The organism is Leifsonia poae, from assembly GCF_050632195.1.
In the GTDB taxonomy this organism is placed as follows: Bacteria; Actinomycetota; Actinomycetes; order Actinomycetales; family Microbacteriaceae; genus Leifsonia; species Leifsonia poae_C.
This window is the reverse complement of record NZ_CP192580.1, coordinates 2461187-2481851: the sequence shown is the minus strand read 5'-3', so window position 1 is coordinate 2481851 and position 20665 is coordinate 2461187. Positions and strand designations below refer to the sequence as shown.

Annotated in this window: 18 protein-coding genes and 2 pseudogenes; all 20 read left to right on the top strand. The window is 68.1% G+C overall.

Going from position 1 to position 20665, the window contains the following annotated elements; all coding sequences use genetic code 11:
* Nucleotide 1 precedes the first annotated feature (1 nt).
* The 20 genes and pseudogenes from mltG to metK all read left to right on the top strand — a co-directional run bounded on the left by mltG (nucleotide 2) and on the right by metK (nucleotide 20665).
* Nucleotides 2-1453, top strand: coding sequence for an endolytic transglycosylase MltG (gene mltG, locus ACQ86A_RS12570; RefSeq protein WP_431277372.1), 1452 nt, complete (start codon nucleotides 2-4; stop codon nucleotides 1451-1453).
* Nucleotides 1446-2588: a shikimate dehydrogenase gene (locus ACQ86A_RS12565; protein ID WP_431277371.1), complete on the top strand. Its 1143-nt coding sequence runs from the start codon at nucleotides 1446-1448 to the stop codon at nucleotides 2586-2588. The genes mltG and ACQ86A_RS12565 overlap by 8 nt, the downstream gene beginning before the upstream one ends.
* A 40-nt stretch (nucleotides 2589-2628) precedes the next feature.
* Entirely contained in the window at nucleotides 2629-3843 is a 1215-nt protein-coding gene (gene aroC, locus ACQ86A_RS12560; RefSeq protein WP_431277370.1) for a chorismate synthase, read from the top strand.
* 43 nt (nucleotides 3844-3886) lie between these two features.
* Nucleotides 3887-4402, top strand: a complete 516-nt coding sequence (locus ACQ86A_RS12555) for a shikimate kinase (protein ID WP_431280438.1) — start codon at nucleotides 3887-3889, stop codon at nucleotides 4400-4402.
* Nucleotides 4399-5505: a 3-dehydroquinate synthase gene (gene aroB / locus ACQ86A_RS12550; RefSeq protein ID WP_431277369.1), complete on the top strand. Its 1107-nt coding sequence runs from the start codon at nucleotides 4399-4401 to the stop codon at nucleotides 5503-5505. Before ACQ86A_RS12555 ends, aroB begins: the two co-directional genes overlap by 4 nt.
* Before the next feature lie 63 nt (nucleotides 5506-5568).
* The gene (locus ACQ86A_RS12545) at nucleotides 5569-6030 is read left to right on the top strand and encodes a type II 3-dehydroquinate dehydratase (protein ID WP_431277368.1); all 462 of its coding nucleotides are present in this window, start codon (nucleotides 5569-5571) and stop codon (nucleotides 6028-6030) included.
* A 136-nt stretch (nucleotides 6031-6166) separates the two neighbouring features.
* Nucleotides 6167-6730, top strand: coding sequence for an elongation factor P (gene efp / locus ACQ86A_RS12540; protein ID WP_431277367.1), 564 nt, complete (start codon nucleotides 6167-6169; stop codon nucleotides 6728-6730).
* Between the two features lie 28 nt (nucleotides 6731-6758).
* Nucleotides 6759-7175: a transcription antitermination factor NusB gene (gene nusB / locus ACQ86A_RS12535; protein ID WP_431277366.1), complete on the top strand. Its 417-nt coding sequence runs from the start codon at nucleotides 6759-6761 to the stop codon at nucleotides 7173-7175.
* Nucleotides 7176-7279: 104 nt separating this feature from the next.
* On the top strand, nucleotides 7280-7945 hold the full coding sequence (locus ACQ86A_RS12530; protein WP_431277365.1) for a DsbA family protein: 666 nt from the start codon (nucleotides 7280-7282) through the stop codon (nucleotides 7943-7945).
* Nucleotides 7946-8051: 106 nt separating this feature from the next.
* Nucleotides 8052-8591, top strand: a complete 540-nt coding sequence (gene pyrR, locus ACQ86A_RS12525) for a bifunctional pyr operon transcriptional regulator/uracil phosphoribosyltransferase PyrR (protein ID WP_431277364.1) — start codon at nucleotides 8052-8054, stop codon at nucleotides 8589-8591.
* Nucleotides 8588-9541, top strand: a complete 954-nt coding sequence (locus ACQ86A_RS12520) for an aspartate carbamoyltransferase catalytic subunit (RefSeq protein WP_431277363.1) — start codon at nucleotides 8588-8590, stop codon at nucleotides 9539-9541. Before pyrR ends, ACQ86A_RS12520 begins: the two co-directional genes overlap by 4 nt.
* Before the next feature lie 2 nt (nucleotides 9542-9543).
* Nucleotides 9544-10902, top strand: a complete 1359-nt coding sequence (locus ACQ86A_RS12515) for a dihydroorotase (protein ID WP_431277362.1) — start codon at nucleotides 9544-9546, stop codon at nucleotides 10900-10902.
* A 194-nt stretch (nucleotides 10903-11096) separates the two neighbouring features.
* Complete coding sequence (locus ACQ86A_RS12510; protein WP_431277361.1) at nucleotides 11097-11420, top strand: hypothetical protein; 324 nt, start codon at nucleotides 11097-11099, stop codon at nucleotides 11418-11420.
* Nucleotide 11421: 1 nt separating this feature from the next.
* A complete protein-coding gene (carA, locus tag ACQ86A_RS12505) occupies nucleotides 11422-12609 on the top strand; it encodes a glutamine-hydrolyzing carbamoyl-phosphate synthase small subunit (RefSeq protein WP_431277360.1) in 1188 nt (395 codons plus the stop codon).
* Entirely contained in the window at nucleotides 12609-15899 is a 3291-nt protein-coding gene (gene carB / locus ACQ86A_RS12500; RefSeq protein ID WP_431277359.1) for a carbamoyl-phosphate synthase large subunit, read from the top strand. Before carA ends, carB begins: the two co-directional genes overlap by 1 nt.
* Nucleotides 15896-16765: an orotidine-5'-phosphate decarboxylase gene (pyrF, locus tag ACQ86A_RS12495; protein WP_431277358.1), complete on the top strand. Its 870-nt coding sequence runs from the start codon at nucleotides 15896-15898 to the stop codon at nucleotides 16763-16765. Before carB ends, pyrF begins: the two co-directional genes overlap by 4 nt.
* Nucleotides 16758-17722: pseudogene (gene gmk / locus ACQ86A_RS12490) on the top strand (guanylate kinase). Before pyrF ends, gmk begins: the two are co-directional and overlap by 8 nt.
* Before the next feature lie 67 nt (nucleotides 17723-17789).
* Nucleotides 17790-18047 (top strand): DNA-directed RNA polymerase subunit omega, encoded by a 258-nt coding sequence (rpoZ, locus tag ACQ86A_RS12485; protein WP_431277357.1) that lies wholly within the window; start codon nucleotides 17790-17792, stop codon nucleotides 18045-18047.
* An 84-nt stretch (nucleotides 18048-18131) separates the two neighbouring features.
* A complete protein-coding gene (locus ACQ86A_RS12480; protein WP_431280437.1) occupies nucleotides 18132-19439 on the top strand; it encodes a bifunctional phosphopantothenoylcysteine decarboxylase/phosphopantothenate synthase in 1308 nt (435 codons plus the stop codon).
* A 33-nt stretch (nucleotides 19440-19472) separates the two neighbouring features.
* Nucleotides 19473-20665: pseudogene (metK, locus tag ACQ86A_RS12475) on the top strand (methionine adenosyltransferase).

Genomic DNA, 20665 nt, shown 5'->3' with positions numbered 1-20665 from the left:
TTTGCCGCACAACCCACTGACTCCGGGGACTGGCGAGACCACACCCACGGACGGCGACCGCGAGGCGCCGCGCGAATTCGACCCCTTCGAGGCGATCTTCGCGGAAGACGATGCTGTCGACTCCGCCGATCAAGCGACCAGGCCCCCGATGACGCGCCGTGAGGCCCGTGAGGCCCGCGAAGCCCGAGAGACCGAGGCGGCGACGCCGCCAGAGCAGCCCGCTGCTCCCGCCGCTCCCGCCACTCCCGCCGTCACCGGCGAGGAGAAGGCCCCGTTCGCGACCTTCGAGGAGCTCACGACGGGTCCCATCGCCTCGGATTCAGGGGAGTCGGGGGAGTCGCCTCTCGCCTGGCGTCAGCAGAATTACCTCTCGCACGCGGAGCCCAAGAAGAAGCGCAGCTTCAAGGCGCTGTGGGTGACCATCATCATCGTCGCCATCTTCGGAGGGCTCGTCGGCGGCGCGTACGCGGTCTTCCAGCCCCAGGTCACGAAGCTCGTCAATGCTCTCACCCCGCAAGAGACCGACTACAAGGGCAACGGCACAGGCCAGGTGCTCTTCGCGATCAAGAGCGGGGACAACGGCTCGGACATCGCGAACAATCTCTACAAGGCCGGTGTGACCAAGACCTATCAGGCCTTCTATTCGCTTCTGCTGCGCCAGCAGCCGCAGGTCGAGTTCCAGCCAGGCGCCTTCAAGCTGGCCAAGGGGATGAGCGCACAGGCCGCCCTGCTGGCGCTCAAGGACCCGGCCAACAAGGTCCAGGACACGGCGGTGATCCCCGAGGGGACGGCCGAGAAGGACATCATGCCGATCCTCGCGGCAGCGACCAAGCTGCCGGTGGCCGACCTGCAGGCCGCGGCCGCGAATCCCGCAGACTACGGAGTGCCGGCCGAGGCGAAGACCCTCGAGGGTTTCCTCTTCCCGGCGACGTACACGTTCACACCGGGAACCACCGCGCACGATGCGATCAAGACTCTGGTCGACCGGATGTTCCAGGCGCTCGATCAGGCGGGAGTCGCGCCGGAGGACCGGTGGAAGACGGTGGTGCTCGCTTCGATCGTCCAGCGGGAGGCCGGGCTCGCAGATGACTACCCCAAGGTCTCCCGGGTCTTCCTCAACCGTCTGGCGCAGGGCTGGAAACTGCAGTCGGACGCGACGGTCGCCTACGGCACCGGCAACACGCACACGGTGACTACGACCGATAAAGAGCGCGCCGACGCGGGCAATCTCTACAACACGTACGTACATCCGGGACTTCCTGTCGGTCCGATCTCGAACCCGGGCGACCTGGCGATCAACGCGGCCCTTCACCCCTCGGACGGACCCTGGATGTTCTTCGTGACGTGGAACCTGGAGACAGGCGAGACCATCTTCTCGACGACGGCAGCCGAGCACGACGCGGCCGTCGCCAAGTGGCAGCAATGGATGAGGGACAACCCCGACTATGGATAAGAAGACTCCCGAGAGCCCCGACGCGGCCGAGACGGCGCAGCCCGAGCCGCTCGATGAGAACGGGGTCGCCGAGGCCGCAGCCGAGGCGCAGATCGCCGCCATCGTCGAAGCCGAGCGCGAGGCGGAGGCCGAGGAGGCCGTCGTCGCCGAGGCAGAGCTCGCAGCCGAGGTCGAGGAGCCCGCGGACGACGAGGTGGCTGAGGCCGTTGAGGCAGAGCCTGAACCCGAGCCCGCGGCGGTGCCTGCCAAGGCGAAGCCGGTCAAGAAGGCGAAACCGGCCGCCCGCAAGCTCGCAGTACTGGGGTCGCCGATCGGCCACTCCCAGTCTCCCGCCCTGCACCGAGCGGCCTACGAGGCGCTCGGACTGAACTGGGAGTACGACGCCGTGGAGGTGGCGGAGGACGATCTCGCCGACTTCATCGGCGGCCTCGGGTCGGAGTGGCGTGGCCTCTCGCTCACGATGCCGCTCAAGCAGACCGTCGTACCGCTTCTCGCGGAGGTCGACCACCTCGGCGAGCAGACCGGCGTGACGAACACGGTGCTCCTCGACGACGGTGTCGTCCGCGGATTCAACACGGATGTCTCGGGCATCGTCTGGGCGCTGGAGGCGGCCGGACTCGAGAGCGCGAAGTTCGTCCACATCCTCGGCGGCGGTGCGACAGCCGCATCCGCTCTCGTCGCGGCCGCCGAGCTCGGCGCCGAACGGGTCGACATCTACGTGCGCTCCCTCGAGCGCAGCGTCTGGCTGGAGCCGCTCGCACACGAGCTGGGGCTGATGGTCCGCATCCGGGCGCTCAGCCAGGCCGACCGGTCGTTGGACATCCCCGATCTCGTCATCAGCACCCTCCCCGGGGGCGTGTCGACAGCGGCGCTGTACACAGATTCGACGCGCCGCCGCTCGGTGCTCCTCGATGTGTCGTACGACCCGTGGCCGAGCATCCTCGCCTCGGCATGGCAGGCCGTGGATGGTCGAGTGGTCTCCGGACTCGCCATGCTCGCCCACCAGGCGCTCCTGCAGGTGCGCATCTTCGTGTCTGGCGATCCGCTTCAGCCTCTGGACGACGAGGATGCGGTACTCGCCGCGATGCTCGACGCCGTCGGTATCGACGCCACAGGCTCTCCGCTCGCGGAGTAACCCGGCGGGGCGCTGCTCCCCGCTATGCCAGAATCGAATCATGCTTCGTTGGCTCACCGCCGGGGAATCCCACGGCCCCGAACTCATCGCCCTGCTCGAGGGGCTTCCGGCCGGCGTGCCGGTCACCCTCGACGCGATCCGCGCCGACCTCGCGCGCCGCAAGCTCGGCTATGGCCGCGGTGCCCGCATGAAATTCGAGCAGGATGCGCTGGAGCTGTCGGGCGGCGTGCGGCACGGTTACAGCCTGGGCAGCCCGATCGCGGTACGGATCGGCAACACCGAATGGCCCAAGTGGGTCGACGTGATGAGCGCCGAGCCGGTGGACTCCGACAAGCTCTCCTCCGGTCGCGGCGCGCCCCTGACCAGGCCTCGCCCGGGGCACGCCGACCTGGTCGGCATGCAGAAGTACGGCTTCGACGAGGCTCGGCCGATCCTCGAGCGCGCGAGCGCCCGGGAGACGGCCGCTCGCGTAGCGCTCGGCGCTGTCGCGCGCTCATTCCTCGAACAGCTCGGCATCACGCTCGTCAGCCACACGCTGTCGATCGGCCCCGTGCGGGTTCCCGAGGGATCGCCGCTGCCCGAGCCGAGCGACGTGGCCGTTCTCGACGCCGATCCGCTGCGGTGCTTCGATCCGGAGACGTCGGCCAAGATGGTCGCTGAGGTCGATGCCGCGCACAAGGACGGCGACACCCTCGGTGGCGTCGTCGAAGTTCTCGCCTACGGCCTTCCGCCCGGGCTCGGTTCGCACGTGCACTGGGACCGGCGTCTCGACAGCCAGCTGGCCGCCGCACTGATGGGGATCCAGGCGATCAAGGGTGTCGAGGTCGGTGACGGCTTCCTGACAACGACCCGTCGCGGTTCCGAGGCCCACGACGAACTGGTCCAGCAGGCGGACGGGATCGGGCGCACGAGCGACAAGGCCGGCGGAACCGAGGGTGGGATGAGCACGGGCACGGTTCTGCGCGTCCGTGCGGGCATGAAGCCGATCGCGACGATTCCGCACGCTCTCCGCACCATCGACATCGCGACGAGCGAGGCCGCGCCCGCGCACCACCAGCGCTCCGACGTCTGTGCCGTCCCGGCGGCGGGCGTCGTCGCCGAGGCGATGGTCGCGTTGGTGCTCGCCAACTCCGTGCTGGAGAAGTTCGGGGGAGACTGGATCGAGGAGACGTCGCGCAACCTGCGCGGATACCTCGACGCCATCCCCGAGAACCTGGCGACGACGCGGCTGTCGGCTCCGTACGCCGGCGAATGAGCGCGTCCGCAGCGTCCGTACCGAGAGCGTCCGTACCGAGAGCATCCTGACCGTGACCATCGTTCTGATCGGCCCGCCCGCAGCGGGCAAGACCCGTGTCGGCAAGCGTCTGGCCAAGCGCCTGAGGCTGCCCTTCGTCGACACGGATGCGGTCATCGTGTCGCACCATGGCCCCATCCCGGCGATCTTCGCCGAGCTCGGCGAACCCCATTTCCGGATGCTGGAGCGCCAGGCGGTCGAAGAGGCCTTGAGCGAGCCTGGCGTGGTCTCCGTCGGTGGCGGTGCGGTGCTGCATCCTGACACCCAGAACGACCTCGTGGACGCGTCCGTCGTTCTCCTCACGGTGAAGCCGGAGGCGATCGCCGCCCGGATCGCCAACGCCAAGCGCCCACTCGTCACCGATCTCGAGTCGTGGAAACGGCTGGTCGCCCAGCGTTCGAGCCTGTATGCCTCCCTCGCCGACTACACCGCAGACACCTCCAGCCGACCGATCGACGCCATCGTGGAAGAGATCGCCCACTGGATCGAAACACGCAACACCGAAGAAGGACAGCGATGACCGACAACGAGATGCCCGACGGAGCGAACGAGCCAGCCACCGAGATCCTGGTGGCCGGCGATCGTCAGTATCCGGTCGTGATCGGGCGCGGCCTGCGCGACGACCTCGCGCCCTACCTCGGCGCGGGCGTCAACAAGGTGCTGATCGTGCACCCGCCGACACTCGGCGCCGCCGCGGCCGAGCTGCGCCAGACGCTGGTCGGGCGATACGAGGTGCTCCTCGCCGAGGTTCCGGATGCGGAGGCCGCCAAGCGGGTCGAGGTCGCCGCGTTCTGCTGGCAGGTCATGGGCCAGGCCGACTTCACCCGGTCGGATGCGGTGATCGGTTTCGGCGGGGGAGCGGTCACCGACCTCGCGGGCTTCGTGGCGGCCACCTGGCTGCGCGGCGTCCGGTTGGTCCAGGTTCCGACCACGCTCCTCGGCATGGTGGATGCGGCGGTCGGCGGCAAGACCGGCATCAACACGGCAGAGGGCAAGAACCTCGTCGGCGCGTTCTACGCGCCCGCGGCGGTCGTCTGCGACCTCGACACGCTGACCTCCCTGAGCCGCAACGAGATCCTCGCCGGGTTCGCCGAGGTCGTGAAGTACGGGTTCATCGCCGAGCCCGAGATCCTCGACATCATCGAGCGCGATGTCGACCGGGCGACCGACCCGAACACGCCGGAGTTCCGCCGTCTGGTCGAGCTGTCGATCGGGATCAAGGCCCGTGTGGTCGGTCAGGACTTCACCGAGCAGGGGCTGCGCGAGATCCTCAACTACGGCCACACCCTAGGGCACGCGATCGAGCACGCTGAGCGGTACCAGTGGCGCCACGGAGCGGCTGTCTCGGTGGGCATGATGTTCGCCGCCGAGCTCGCCCGGCTCAGCGGACGGCTGTCGGACGAGGTCGCGGACAGGCACAAGCGCATCCTGGAACTCCTGACACTCCCGACGACTTATCCGCTCGGCCGCTGGCAGACCCTGCTCGCCACGATGCAGCGGGACAAGAAGACGCGGGGAAACCTGCTGCGGTTCATCGTGCTCGACGACCTCGCGCGACCGACCATCCTGGCCGGTCCCGACCAGAGCCTCCTGTTCGCGGCGTACCAGGAGATCGGAGAGTGACGGCGGATTCGGCGCGCGTCCTTCCGGACCTTGCGTTGTGCGAAGCGCCGCTAGGGTAGCGACATGAGCAGCGACCCCGCCACCAGTGTCCTCGTTCTGAACGGGCCCAATCTGGGCCGTCTCGGCACCCGTGAGCCCGATGTCTACGGCTCGGGCACGCTCGACGATCTGCGCGCATCCCTGACTCAGGATGCGGCCGGAACGACGGTCGACCTGCGCCAGACCGACGACGAGGCACAGCTGCTGGCGTGGCTGCACGAGGCGGCGGATTCCGGTGCGCCCGTGATCCTGAACGCCGGCGCGTGGACCCACTACTCCTACGCGCTCCGGGATGCGGTCTCTCTCGTGACCAAGGGCGGCGGCACAGTCATCGAGGTGCACATCTCGAACCCGCACGCCCGCGAAGAGTTTCGGCACACGAGCGTGATCAGCGCCGTCTCGACGGGTGTGATCGCGGGATTCGGGTTCGAGTCGTACCGTCTCGCGCTCGCGTACATCCTGCGAAACAGCCCGACCATTCGCTGAATCGGGCACCGGCAACTAGAATCTCTTGAGGCCGCCGCCCTCGGCACTGCCCAGCGCAGTGCGGAGAGCCGGCCTCCGTGGACCGCCCCGCGCGCGCATCCACCCGCAACTTCTCCCAATCGAACGGAACACAGGTATGGCAACAACGGCTGACATCAAGAACGGCGTCGTCCTCAACATGGACGGCCAGCTCTGGACCGTGATCGAGTTCCAGCACGTGAAGCCGGGCAAGGGCGGCGCCTTCGTGCGCACCAAGCTGAAGAACGTGACCTCAGGCAAGACAGTCGACCGCACGTTCAACGCCGGTTCGAAGATCGAGACCTCCAACGTCGACCGACGCGACTACCAGTACCTCTACCAGGACGGCGACTCGTTCGTCTTCATGGACACCAGCGACTACGACCAGCTGAGCGTTCCCGCCGTCGTCGTCGGCGACGCATCCAACTTCATGCTCGAGAACCAGAACGTCACGGTCGCGCTCAACGAGGGCGAGCCGCTCTATGTCGAGCTGCCCGCATCCGTCGTGCTGGAGATCACCTACACGGAGCCGGGTCTGCAGGGCGACCGCTCGACCGGCGGCACCAAGCCGGCGACCGTCGAGACCGGCTACCAGATCCAGGTTCCGCTGTTCCTCGAGACCGGCACCAAGGTCAAGGTCGACACGCGCACCGGGGACTACCTCGGCCGCGTGAACGACTGATTCCCGCGAATCCCGGTATCGCTAGACGATGAGTGCACGAAGCAAGGCACGGAAGCGCGCGCTCGACGTGCTGTACGGCGCCGACGTTCGCCAGATCCCGCTGAACCAGGCCCTCGCGACCGAGGCGGAGCGGGCGGCCAACGAGCCGCAGCGCGAGTCCTCGTGGCTTTACGCCCGCGAGATCGTCGACGGCGTGATCGACAACCTCGACGAGATCGACGAGCAGATCGAGACGTATTCGCAGGGCTGGACGCTCGCGCGGATGCCGCTCGTCGACCGCGCGATCCTGCGGATCGGCGTTTGGGAGCTGCTCTTCAACGATGAGATCCCCGAGGGCGTCGCGATCTCCGAGGCGGTCGAATCCGCAACGGTGCTCTCGACCGACGACTCCGCCGGGTTCATCAACGGATTGCTCGCCAAGATCGCCCAGTCGAACAGCAAGTAGACGAACCCGAGGACAAGATGACCCGCATCGCCCGGAACAGTTCAACCCGGAACCGTTCAACCCGGAGCCGCGGTCTGCGGGCGCTCGGGGCAGCTCTCGTTGCGGTGGCTCTCGTCGCCGGCACGGCGGCATGCTCGCTGGCCGGCGGTTCATCGAACGTTCCGACGGCCACGGCCAAGCCCGCCACGGGCACCGCAGGGGCGGTGAACTTCGACGGCGGCTACATCAAGACGGGCGACGGCGAGAAGCGCGTGGACCTCTGGTTCGACCCGATGTGCCCGGCATGCGGTGCGTTCGAGAAGGCGAACGGCGAGACTCTGGCATCTGCGGTGTCGAGCGGCGACATCACGCTGCTACTGCATCCCCTCACCTTCCTCGACAGGCTCTCCAACGGCACCGGATACTCAACGCGAGCGGTCGCGGCGCTCACCTGCGTCGGCGTCAACGACCCGGACAACGCGCTGAAGTACTTCCAGGCTCTGTACAAAGACCAACCGGAGGAAGGCTCGAACGGCCTGACAGACAAGGAACTGGCCGCGCGGGCCACGGCGCTCGGTATCAAGGACATCACGGACTGCCAGGCGGACAGCGGGCCGTACCAGGCCTGGGCGCAGCAGAACACGGCCAAGTCGCAGACCGGCCCGATCAACGTCAAGGGTTCTGACCTGAAGTCGATCTCGCAGACCCCGACGATCCTCGTGAACGGCAAGCAGTTCACGGGCGACATCACCAACGCCGACGAGTTCAAGAGCTTCCTCGACGAGAACTGACCGCGCCGCCCGTGAGGTGACGCGGACGACGGATGCGCACTGCTATGCTCGTCTGCGGTAGACAACCTTTAAAGAGCCGTCCTGTGAGGCGGGGAAGGGGGTCGGCATGACGGCGCGTACCGTGCTGCAACAGGCTGACATCTCCCGGGCGTTGACTCGGATCTCCCACGAGATCCTGGAGTCCAACCGGGGTACGAACGATCTCGTCATTCTCGGCATCCCCACGCGCGGCGTGGTTCTGGCCCAGCGGATCGCGGAGAACATCCAGCGCATCGAACCGGGCACCGGCGATCTCGTCGGCGCGCTCGACGTGACGATGTACCGCGACGACCTGTCGCGCACCCGCACGCGCACGCCGTCGCCGACCTCGGTTCCCGGGTCGATCGACGGGAAGACCGTGGTGCTGGTCGACGACGTGCTCTACTCGGGGCGCACCATTCGGGCGGCACTGGACGCGTTGAACGACTTCGGCCGCCCCAAGGTGGTGCGGTTGGCGGTGCTCGTCGATCGCGGCCACCGCGAGCTGCCGATCCGCGCGGACTTCGTGGGCAAGAACCTGCCCAGTGCCGCGTCCGAGCGGATCAACGTTCGCCTGACCGAGATCGACGGCGACGAATCCGTCACCATCGAGGAGGCCGGCGCATGAGGCACCTGCTCTCGACCAAGGAGCTGAGTCGCGACGAAGCCATCCTGCTGCTGGATGTCGCCGAGGACATGGCGGATGTGCAGGAGCGCGAGGTCAAGAAGCTCCCGACGCTGCGCGGCAAGACGGTGGTGAACCTCTTCTTCGAGGATTCGACCCGCACGCGCATCTCGTTCGAAGCGGCGGCGAAGCGCCTCTCGGCCGATGTGATCAACTTCAGCGCCAAAGGGTCGAGCGTGTCCAAGGGCGAGAGCCTCAAGGACACGGCTCAAACCCTGGCAGCCATGGGGGCGGATGCGGTGGTCGTACGCCACCACGCGTCCGGTGCACCGCAGACCCTCGCCACGAGCGGCTGGATCGACGCGGGCATCGTCAACGCGGGTGACGGCACGCACGAGCATCCCACCCAGGCGTTGCTCGACGCTTTCACCATGAGGCGCCGTCTGCACGGCTCGGCGTCACGGGGTCGCGATCTCGACGGCGTGACGGTGACGATCGTCGGCGACATCCTGCACTCGCGGGTCGCTCGCTCGAACGTCTGGCTGCTCGAGACTCTCGGCGCGCAGGTCACGCTGGTCGCGCCGCCCACGCTGCTGCCTGTGGACGTCAGCGGTTGGCCGGCCACGATCGGCTACGACCTCGACGCGGCGATCGACGCGGACCCGGATGTGGTGATGATGCTGCGCATCCAGGCGGAGCGGATGAACGCGGCGTTCTTCCCGAACACCAGGGAGTATGCGAAGCGCTGGGGGCTCGACGACGAACGTCTCGCCCGCCTGGGCACGGGTAGCATTGTCATGCACCCCGGGCCGATGAATCGGGGTCTGGAGATCTCGGCGGCGGCGGCGGACTCACCCCGCTCGACCGTTAGAGAACAGGTTGCGAACGGGGTGTCCGTGCGGATGGCCGCCCTGTACCTCCTGCTGTCCGGTGCAGACCGGGAGGACGGTTGAACATGGTGAACGAGACTTATCTGATCGCGGGCGCGACGCTCGCAGACGGCCGCACGGCCGACCTGCTGGTGGAGAACGGGCGCATCGCCGACATGGGTACGGGCCTCTCCAAGGCCGGCGCGACCGTCGTGGATGCGACGGGACTGCTGGCGCTTCCCGGCCTCGTCGACCTGCACACGCACCTCCGCGAGCCCGGCTTCGAGCAGAGCGAGACGGTTCTGACCGGAACCAGGGCTGCGGCTGCAGGCGGATTCACCTCGGTCTTCGCCATGGCGAACACGTCGCCGGTCGCCGACACGGCCGGAGTGGTCGAGCAGGTGCTCTCGCTCGGCGACGCCGCGGGCTACGCCACGGTGCGACCGATCGGCGCCGTCACCGTCGGACTCGAGGGCGAGAGACTCGCCGAACTGGGTGCGATGGCCGACTCCCGTGCCGCAGTGCGGGTGTTCTCGGACGACGGCAAGTGCGTCGCGGATCCGCTGCTCATGCGCCGCGCGCTCGAGTACGTGAAGGCCTTCGACGGCGTCATCGCGCAGCACGCGCAGGAGCCGCGGCTCACCATCGGCGCACAGATGAACGAGGGCGCGCTCTCCGGAGAACTGGGGCTGGCCGGTTGGCCGGCCGTCGCAGAGGAGTCGATCATCGCCAGGGATGTGCTCCTCGCCGAGCACGTCGGCTCCCGGCTGCACGTCTGCCACGTCTCCACCGCCGGTTCGGTCGACGTCATCCGCTGGGCGAAGGCCCGCGGCATCGATGTGACGGCCGAGGTCACCCCGCACCACCTCATCCTCACCGAGGAGCTGGCCCGGGGCTACGACGCGCGCTACAAGGTCAACCCGCCGCTGCGCAGCGATGAGGACGTCAAGGCTCTGCGCGCGGGACTCGCCGACGGCACGATCGACATCGTCGCCACCGACCACGCCCCGCATCCGGTCGAGGCGAAAGACTGTGAGTGGGATGCGGCCGCGTTCGGCATGGTCGGGCTCGAGTCCGCGCTGTCGGTCGTTCACGCATCCGTCGTGCAGAACGGGCTTCTCGGCTGGGAGGACGTGGCCCGGGTGCTCTCATACACTCCGGCGCGGATCGGCCGCCTGGCAGGGCACGGACACGCACTCGAGGCGGACACCCCGGCGGAGTTCACGCTCTACGACCCGACGGCCTCGCGGGAGTTCTCGACGGCGGACCTCGCAGGCAAGGGGATCAACTCGCCGTACCTGTCGATGACCTTGCCCGGGCGGGTGGTCGCCACCTTCCACCAGGGGTACCCGACCGTGCTCGATGGGGTCGTCGTCGACGCCGCCGAGGTCGCCGACCGGGCCCGTACATCCGCTACCGAGCGAAAGGAGGCCGTCCGTGGATAAGTTCCTTCCGGCGATCCCCGTGGTGATCGTCCTCGTGATCGTGCTGCTGCTCATGCTCTGGGGCTGGCGACGCCGCACGCCGCGACGCGGCCATCGGTGCCGGATACGCGGCGCCGGCGACCGCATCCGGAGCCCTGGTCGAGACCGACACGTTCTATGTCGCCACCACCCGCGGCGGCGAGCACCTCGAGCGCTTGGCCATCCCCGGGCTGAAGTTCCGTGGCAAGGCGAGGCTCACGGTCTCGCGCGACGGCGTGACGATCGCGATCACCGGCGAGAGCCCGGTCTTCATCGAGGCCGCCGCGCTCACCGGCGTCGGCGTGACCAACACGGCGATCGACCGGGTGGTCGAGAAGGACGGGTTGCTCAGGATCTCCTGGACGACCAGCGCCGGCGCCGCCGCAGACAGTTTTCTCCGGGTCGTCGACCCGGCAGACCGCACGCCCGTGATCGGGGCGGTCGAGACGATTCTTCCCGCGCAGTCCCCGGCGGGCCAGACCACGGAAAGTGAGGTGTGACGTGGCAGGTGCAGAACCGGCGGTCCTCGTCCTCGAAGACGGATCGCGCTATGTCGGACGGGCGTACGGCGCACTCGGCCGGACCCTGGGTGAGGCCGTGTTCGCCACCGGGATGACCGGATACCAGGAGACGCTCACCGACCCGTCGTACGCGGGCCAGATCGTGCTCATGACGGCCCCGCACATCGGGAACACCGGTACGAACGACGAGGACATGGAGTCGCGTCAGATCTGGGTCGCCGGCTATGTCGTGCGCGAGCCCTCGCGCATCGTGTCGAACTACCGGGCCCAGCGCAGCCTCGATGAGGACCTCGTCTCCCAGGGCGTCGTCGGGATCAGCGGGATCGACACGCGCGCGGTGACCCGCCACATCCGGTCGGCCGGAGCCATGCGCTCGGGCATCTTCTCGGGAGCGGACTTCGACCTCAGCGACAGCGAGCAGCTCGAGCTGGTGCTCGGCGGCGCTCAGATGGCCGGACGCAATCTCTCCGAAGAGGTGTCGACGCCGGAGCCCTTCACGGTGCCCGCCGTCGGCGAGAAGGTCGGCTCGGTCGCGGTGCTCGACCTCGGCGTGAAGACCTCGACCCTCAACAATCTGGCGGCCCGCGGCCTGGACGTGCACGTGCTGCCGCAGATGGTGACCGCGCGCGACGTGCTCGAACTCCAGCCGTCTGCCCTGTTCTTCTCGAACGGCCCCGGTGACCCGGCCGCCTCCGACAAGCACGTCCAGCTGCTTCAGGATGTGCTCCGCGCCGGAGTCCCGTACTTCGGCATCTGCTTCGGCAACCAGCTGCTCGGCCGCGCGCTCGGCCTCGGAACGTACAAGCTGCCGTTCGGTCACCGCGGGATCAACCAGCCCGTGCTCGACAAGCGCACCGGCCGCGTCGAGATCACCTCGCAGAACCACGGCTTCGCGGTCGAGGCGCCCATCGAGGGGACTTTCGACTCTCCTGCCGGCTTCGGCCGCGTCGAGGTGAGCCACTTCAGCCTCAACGACAACGTGGTGGAGGGGCTCAACTGCCTCGACCTGAACGCGTTCAGCGTGCAGTACCACCCCGAGGCGGCGGCGGGCCCGCACGACGCCAACTACCTCTTCGACCGGTTCCTGGAGATGATCCAGGGTTCGAAGAACGCGCATCCCGCAGCCGCAGACGACGCATCCACCACCGACGAAGAGGGCACGAACTAATGCCGAAACGTTCCGACATCAGCTCCGTTCTCGTCATCGGCTCCGGCCCGATCGTGATCGGCCAAGCCTGCGAGTTCGACTACTCCGGCACTCAGGCGTGCCGGGTGCTGCGCGAGGAGGGCGTGCGCGTCATCCTCGTCAACTCCAACCCCGCGACGATCATGACCGACCCGGACTTCGCCGACGCCACGTACGTCGAGCCGATCACCTGGCAGGTCATCGAGTCGATCATCGCCAAGGAGAAGCCGGATGCGATCCTGCCGACCCTGGGCGGCCAGACCGCGCTCAACGCGGCCATCCAGCTGCACGAGCACGGCATCCTCGAGAAGTACGACGTGGAGCTCATCGGCGCCAACTTCGAGGCGATCCAGAAGGGCGAGGACCGCCAGATCTTCAAGGAGCTCGTGATCGAGGCGGGCGCCGAGGTTGCCCGCTCGCACATCGCGCACACCGTCGAGGAGGCGGTGGAGTTCGCCGAAGACCTCGGGTACCCGCTCGTCGTGCGGCCGTCGTTCACCATGGGCGGCCTCGGCTCCGGATTCGCGTACACCGAGACCGAGCTGCGGCGCATCGTCGGCGACGGCCTCCACCAGAGCCCGACCACCGAGGTGCTCCTGGAGGAGTCCATCCTGGGCTGGAAGGAGTACGAGCTCGAGCTCATGCGCGACACCGCCGACAACACGGTCGTCGTCTGCTCGATCGAGAACGTGGACCCGGTCGGAGTGCACACCGGTGACTCCATCACCGTTGCGCCCGCGCTCACCCTGACCGACCGCGAGTACCAGAGGATGCGCGACATCGGCATCGACATCATCCGCGCGGTGGGCGTCGACACCGGCGGCTGCAACATCCAGTTCGCGGTCGACCCGGAGAACGGGCGCATCATCGTGATCGAGATGAACCCGCGCGTCTCCCGCTCGTCGGCGCTCGCCTCCAAGGCCACCGGCTTCCCGATCGCGAAGATCGCAGCCAAGCTGGCCATCGGCTACCGACTCGACGAGATCCCAAACGACATCACCAAGGTGACCCCGGCCAGCTTCGAGCCGACGCTCGACTACGTGGTCGTCAAGGTCCCGCGGTTCGCGTTCGAGAAGTTCCCGGCCGCAGACCCGACGCTGACCACCACTATGAAGTCGGTCGGCGAGGCGATGGCCATCGGCCGCAGCTTCACGAGCGCGCTGCAGAAGGCGCTCCGTTCGCTCGAGAAGCGCGGATCGTCGTTCCACTGGGGACCCGAGAGCCGCACGGTCGAGGAGCTGCTGGAGAGCATCCGGACCCCCACCGACGGCCGGATCGTCGACGTGCAGCAGGCGCTCCGCCTCGGGGCGAGCATCGAGCAGGTCTTCGAGTCGACCAAGATCGATCCCTGGTTCCTCGACCAGATCGTGCTGATCAACGAGGTCGCCGACCAGCTCAAGAACGCCGAAACGCTCGACACCGACACTCTGCGCTACGCCAAGGACCACGGGTTCTCGGATGCGCAGATCGGTCAGCTGCGCGGCTTCGGCGAGACCGACGTGCGCGAGATCCGCCACATCCTGGATGTGCGCCCGGTCTACAAGACGGTCGACACCTGCGCGGGCGAGTTCCCGGCCCTCACGCCGTACCACTACTCCAGCTACGACCTCGAGACGGAGGTTGCGCCGAGCGACCGGCGCAAGGTCGTCATCCTGGGCTCCGGGCCGAACCGCATCGGGCAGGGCGTCGAGTTCGACTACTCGTGCGTGCACGCCTCGTTCGCGCTGCACGACGCCGGGTTCGAGACGATCATGATCAACTGCAACCCCGAAACGGTCTCGACCGACTACGACACCAGTGACCGCCTGTACTTCGAGCCGCTGACGCTCGAAGACGTGCTCGAGGTCATCCATGCCGAGAGCCAGAGCGGCGAACTCGTCGGCGTCGTCGTGCAGCTCGGAGGCCAGACCGCCCTCGGACTCGCGAAGGGACTCGAGGCGGCCGGTGTGCCCATCCTCGGCACCACTCCCGAGGCCATCGACCTGGCGGAGGAGCGCGGCCTGTTCGCCGAGATCCTCGAGAACGCCGGGCTCCTCGCACCGCGCAACGGCACCGCATTCGACTATCCCGGCGCCGTGCAGGTGGCCGAGGAGATCGGCTACCCCGTGCTGGTGCGTCCGAGCTACGTGCTCGGCGGCCGCGGTATGGAGATCGTCTACGACAGCCCGTCGCTGGCGGACTACTTCGAGCGGGTCGCGGGCCAGGGGATCGTCGGGCCGGCGCATCCGCTGCTCGTCGACCGTTTCCTGGACGACGCGATCGAGATCGACGTCGACGCGCTCTACGACGGTGAGCAGCTGTACATCGGCGGTGTGATGGAGCACATCGAGGAGGCGGGGATCCACTCCGGCGACTCGAGCTGCACCCTCCCGCCGATCACGCTCGGCCGTCGCGAGATCGACCGGGTGCGCGAAGCGACACTGAAGATCGCCGAGGGGATCGGCGTGCGCGGGCTGCTCAACGTGCAGTTCGCGATCGGCGCCGGCGTGCTCTACGTGCTCGAGGCCAACCCGCGCGCATCCCGCACCGTGCCCTTCGTGTCGAAGGCGCTCGGGATCCCGCTGGCCAAGGCCGCGTCCCGCATCATGGTGGGGGAGAGCATCGCCTCGCTCGTGGACTCGGAGCTGCTGCCCGCCCAGGACGGGTCGATCATCCCGATGGACTCCCCGGTCGCCGTCAAGGAGGCGGTGCTGCCGTTCAAGCGCTTCCGCACCAAGGAGGGCAACGTCGTCGACTCGGTGCTCGGCCCGGAGATGCGCTCGACCGGAGAGGTCATGGGCATCGACAAGGACTTCCCGCGGGCGTTCGCGAAGAGCCAGGCCGCTGCGTACGGCGGCATGCCGCTCGGCGGAACGGCGTTCGTGTCGGTCTCCGACCGTGACAAGCGCTCGATCGTGCTCCCGGTGCTCCGGCTTCAGCAGCTCGGCTTCGAGATCCTCGCCACGGAGGGAACCGCCGAGGTGCTGAACCGGAACGGCATCGCGGCGCGCATCGTGCGCAAGTTCAGCGAGACCACCGCCGACAGCAGCGAGCCGTCGATCGTCGACCTGATCACCCGTGACGAGGTGGATGTGGTCATCAACACGCCGAGCGGCCGCTCAGCGCGCGCAGACGGTTATGAGATCCGTGCGGCTGCGGTCGCCGGGGACAAGCCGCTGTTCACGACGATCGCCGAGCTCAGCGCCGCCGTCGCATCCGTCGACGCCATCCGCGAGGGCTTCGACGTGCGATCTCTGCAGGAGTACGCCCTCGATCGGGCCGCTCGCGCATGAGTCGCGGCGGCGTGGCCTTCGGTGACCGGCTCGCCGAGGTCTTCGACGCCCACGGCCGGCTCTGCGTCGGCATCGACCCGCACGCACATCTCCTGGAGTCCTGGGGCCTGACCGACTCGGCCGCGGGCGTGCGGGAGTTCGGTCTGGCGGTCGTCGAGGCGGCCGTCGGTCGTGCGGGAATCGTGAAGCCGCAGGTCGCCTTCTTCGAACGCTACGGCTCCGCCGGGTATGCGGCGCTCGAGGACGTGCTCGCCGCGGCCCGCGAGGCCGGACTCCTGGTGATCGCAGATGCGAAGCGTGGCGACATCGGGACGAGCGTCGCCGCGTATGCGGAGGCTTGGCTCACACCGGGTGCGCCCCTCGAGGCCGATGCGATGACGATCTCCGCGTTCCAGGGCGTGGGCTCCATCGCGGAGCCGATGCGCCTCGCCGAGGATGCGGGCAAGGGGCTGTTCGTGCTGGCCGCGACCTCGAATCCCGAGGCAGAGGGCATCCAGAAGGCGGTCGTCGAATCGGGCCCGCGCGCGGGGTCGACGGTGGCGCGTGCGATCATCGATGATGTGACTTCCTTCAACCAGGCCCAACCCGCGCACGCGTTCGGCACGGTCGGGCTCGTTCTCGGGGCGACGCTCGATCTCGGCTCGTACGGGATCGACACGGCGACCGCATCCGTCGTCGCCACGCCCGTGCTCGCCCCCGGCTTCGGCCACCAGGGCGCCCGGGTGCAGGATGCGGCGCGCCTGTTCGGCTCGCTGGCCGGCGGCGTGATCGTGAGCGAGTCCCGTGGACTCCTGAAGGCGGGTCCCCGTGCCATCGCCGACGCCATCGAGCGGCGGGCAGCGGAGGTTCGGAGCGTCGATGTCTGAGTCGTCCGTGTCTTCTGAGCCGTCCGCGTCTTCTGAGTCGGCGCCCTCCGTGCGTCCCGCTCCTCCCGAGGTGGACCGTCGCGCGGCTTCGCAGGCCGCGGTGGCGGCTCGTCGGGCCCGCGCTGCGGTGAAGGCCGCGATCGCCGGGCACGACGTGTCGCCCTTGGCCGTGCTCGATAAGGCGACAGCCGACCCCGAGGGCGTCGAGGGACGTCTGCGCGTGACCGAGTTTCTCCTGAGTGTCCCGGCCATCGGCACGACCAAGATGGCCGACGCGCTGGAGAAGCTCTCGATCTCTCCGGCGAAACGCCTCGGTGGGCTGGGCCGTCATCAGCGCCTGCGGCTGCGCGAGTTCCTCATCGAGCGCGAATCGCGAAGCGGGCGGTTGAAGCACCACCTCGTCGTGCTCGCGGGCCCGACCGCTGTCGGCAAGGGCACCGTCTCCACGTACATCCGCGAGAACTATCCGGATGTGCTGCTCTCGGTCTCCGCGACGACCCGCGCACCACGACCAGGAGAGATCGACGGCGTCAACTACTACTTCGTCGACGACGCGGAGTTCGATCGCATGATCGCGGAGGGCGAACTGCTCGAATACGCGACCGTGCACAACCTGTCGCGCTACGGCACCCCCGTGCTCCGATCGAGCGCGCACTCGAGTCGGGCAAGAGCGTTCTGCTCGAGATCGACCTGCAGGGAGCGCGCAGCGTGCGGCAGACGATGCCCGAGGCGAGACTCATCTTCCTGCTCCCGCCGACCTGGGAGGAATTGGTCCGCCGGCTCATCGGGCGCGGCACCGAGAGCCCCGAGGAACAGCAGCGCAGACTGGAGACCGCGAAGGTCGAATTGGCCGCTCAGGACGAGTTCGATCACCGCGTGGTGAACACCGACGTGGCCGATGCCGCGCGGGAGGTCGTAGACTTGATGAAGATCCGTACGGCGCCGTCGCGCCCGTAGACCGTTTTTTCGTCTCCGCGACAATCGTCGCGGTATCGACGACCCCCTTCGAAGGAGCAATACACGCATGGCAATCAGCAACAAAGGCATCATCGACCCGCCCATCGACGACGTTCTCGCCAAGGTCGAGTCGAAGTATGCGCTCGTGATCTTCGCGTCCAAGCGCGCCCGTCAGATCAACGACTACTACGCCGACCTGCACGAGGGAAGCCTGTTCGACAACGTCGGACCGCTCGTCGACTCGAGCGTCGAAGACAAGCCGCTCTCGGTCGCCCTGCACGAGATCAACGAGGACAAGCTCACGATCAAGCCGATCGTCGAGTAGCACCGAGACTCGAAACAGCACCGCCGTAAGGTTTTGCCGCCGGGCCCGCCCGGCACGTGAGGGGATGCCGTCGTGAGCGCACGATTGACCATTGTCGTCGGAGTGACCGGCGGCATCGCCGCGTACAAAGCGGTCGGGGTGATCCGGTCGTTGGTGCTCGAGGGGCACTCGGTTCACGTCGTCGCGACCGAGGCGGCCCTCCGCTTCGTCGGTCGGCCGACACTCGAGGCCATCAGCCGCAACCCGGTCGCGACCGACCTCTACGAAGGCGTCGCCGAAGTGCGTCACGTCGCCATCGGTCAGTCGGCCGACCTCATCGTCATCGCCCCGGCCACAGCGAACACGATCGCGAAGCTCGCGGCGGGCCTCGCCGACGATCTGCTCGGCAACACCGTGCTCGCCAGCACTGCTCCGCTCGTGATCGCCCCGGCGATGCACACCGAGATGTGGCGCAATGCTGCCACGGTGGCGAACATCGCGACTCTCCGCGAGCGCGGGGTGACGATCGTCGGGCCCGCCTCCGGCCAGCTCACGGGCAAGGACTCCGGCCCGGGCCGGATGGAGGAGCCGGCGGTGATCGTGCGCGCGGCGCTCGAGGCTGTCGGCGAGCATCCTGAACCGCGTGAGACGACGGCTTCCGATGTCGAGCACGCGGCCGAAACGCCCGGCGTGAACGACGTGGTGGTGCTGTCGGAGCGGCGCCGAGCGAACGAGGCGACCCGCAAGCCCCGTGGCGGAGACGACCTGGCGGGCAAGCGGGTGGTGATCACCGCCGGTGGAACGCGCGAGCCGCTCGACCCGGTGCGCTTCCTGGGAAACCGATCGAGCGGGCGTCAGGGCGTCGCGCTGGCACAGGCGGCTCGTGCCCGCGGAGCGGACGTGACGCTTGTCGCCGCGCACATCGAGGTGGCGCCGCCGGACGGCGTCGAGCTCGTCGAGGTGCAGACCGCCCTCGAACTGCAGGAGGCGGTGACGACAGCGTCGCAGGGCGCCGACATCGTCGTGATGACGGCGGCGGTCGCCGACTACCGACCCGTCGAGGTGCGCGAGGCCAAGATCAAGAAGTCGGAGGCGGGGGAGCGGCTCACACTCGAACTCGTCGCCAACCCCGACATCCTTGCCACGCTCTCCTCGGTCAAGCCCGAGGGCCAGGTCATCGTCGGATTCGCTGCCGAGACCGAGCCCGACCCATCGTCGCTCATCGACCTCGGACGCACCAAGCTGGCGTCGAAGGGCTGCGACTTCCTCGTCCTCAATCAGGTCGGCTGGACCCAGGGCTTCGCCACGGACAGTAACGAGGTCGTGGTCCTCCGCCGGGGCGGCGATATAGTGATGGAGGCCTCGGGCAGCAAGCTGTCGGTGGCCGATCGTATTCTCGACGTCATCGTCTAAGCGGTCCTCGTACAGCACCGACCAGGGAGCAACATGGCAGATCTGCGCCTATTCACATCCGAGTCCGTCACCGAGGACATCCGGACAAGATTTGCGACCAGATCTCCGACAGCATCCTCGACGCACTCCTCGCGGTCGACCCGCACAGTCGTGTGGCGGTCGAGACCCTCGTCACGACCGGCCTGGTGCACGTCGCCGGCGAGGTCACGACCAGCGGATATGTCGAGATCCCGGCGCTGGTGCGCGAGAAGATCGTGGAGATCGGCTACGACTCGTCCGACGTGAGCTTCGACGGCAACCAGTGCGGTGTGTCCGTGTCGATCGGCGCGCAGTCGCCGGATATCGCGCAGGGCGTGGACAATGCATTCGAATCGCGCACCGAGCAGAGCGAAGACGGCCTCGACCGTCAGGGTGCAGGCGACCAAGGCATCATGTTCGGGTACGCGACCACCGAGACACCGCAGTACATGCCCTTGCCGATCTGGCTGGCGCATCGCCTCGCGGAGCGGCTCGCCGAGGTGCGCAAGGACGGCACGCTCGACTACCTCCGTCCCGACGGCAAGACCCAGGTGACCATCGGCTACGAGGGCATCGTGCCCAAGTCGGTGCAGACCGTCGTGCTCTCCACGCAGCACGCCCCGAGCGTCTCGAACGAGACCCTGCAGGCCGAGGTGATCGAGGAGATCATCGCGCCGGTGCTGCACGCAGCGGGGCTCGAGTCCTCGCACGTTCGCACCCTCATCAACCCGACCGGCCGGTTCGAGATCGGCGGCCCGAAGGGCGACGCCGGTCTGACCGGGCGCAAGATCATCGTCGACACCTACGGCGGCGCCAGCCGTCACGGCGGCGGTGCGTTCTCCGGCAAAGACCCGTCGAAGGTCGACCGTTCCGCGGCGTACGCCATGCGCTGGGCTGCGAAGAACGCGGTCGCGGCCGGGTTCGCCGACCGGCTCGAGCTGCAGATCGCCTACGCGATCGGCAAGGCGGCGCCGGTCGGACTCTACGTCGAGACGTTCGGCACGGGCAAGGTTCCGGATGAGCGCATCATCGCGGCGATCCGGGAGGTCTTCGACCTGCGCCCGGCCGCGATCATCCGCGACCTCGACCTGCTGCGCCCGATCTACGCGCAGACGGCCACCTACGGTCACTTCGGCCGAGAGCTCCCCGATTTCACCTGGGAGCGTCTCGACCGGGTCGACGACCTGCGCTCCGCCGCGGGTCTCTAG